Origin of the sequence: Enterobacter sp. 342, from assembly GCF_036663495.1 — a bacterium.
Classification (GTDB): Bacteria; Pseudomonadota; Gammaproteobacteria; order Enterobacterales; family Enterobacteriaceae; genus Enterobacter.
In genome coordinates this window covers 1-548 of sequence record NZ_JAWUEI010000133.1, presented here as the reverse complement: position 1 = coordinate 548, position 548 = coordinate 1, and the positions used below count along the sequence as shown (strand labels likewise).

Below are 548 nucleotides of genomic sequence, written 5' to 3'. Positions count from 1 at the left end.
GGGGTGAAGTCGTAACAAGGTAACCGTAGGGGAACCTGCGGTTGGATCACCTCCTTACCTTAAAGAACCTGCCTTTGTAGTGCTCACACAGATTGTCTGATGAAAAACAGCAGTAAAATCTCTGCAGGCTTGTAGCTCAGGTGGTTAGAGCGCACCCCTGATAAGGGTGAGGTCGGTGGTTCAAGTCCACTCAGGCCTACCAAACTCCTTTTAAAGGATGAGCGGTACAGAGATTGCAAACGATGGGGCTATAGCTCAGCTGGGAGAGCGCCTGCTTTGCACGCAGGAGGTCTGCGGTTCGATCCCGCATAGCTCCACCATCTTTTACTGCGAACCCAAGAAAACTTCAGAGTGAACCTGAAAAGGTGCACTGCGAAGTTTTGCTCTTTAAAAATCTGGATCAAGCTGAAAATTGAAACGACACATCTTAAATGGTGTGTTCGAGTCTCTCAAATTTTCGCAATCAGAAGTGAAACATCTTCGGGTTGTGAGGTTAAGCGACTAAGCGTACACGGTGGATGCCCTGGCAGTCAGAGGCGATGAAGGAC

General features: G+C 48.9%; 2 tRNA genes and 1 rRNA gene. All 3 read left to right on the top strand.

Going from position 1 to position 548, the window contains the following annotated elements:
- Positions 1-57 (top strand): 16S ribosomal RNA (locus V6E55_RS25620); the annotation flags it as partial.
- Between the two features lie 68 nt (positions 58-125).
- Positions 126-202 (top strand) — tRNA-Ile (locus V6E55_RS25615).
- A gap of 42 nt (positions 203-244) precedes the next feature.
- Positions 245-320, top strand: a tRNA-Ala gene (locus V6E55_RS25610).
- Positions 321-548: the final 228 nt, after the last annotated feature.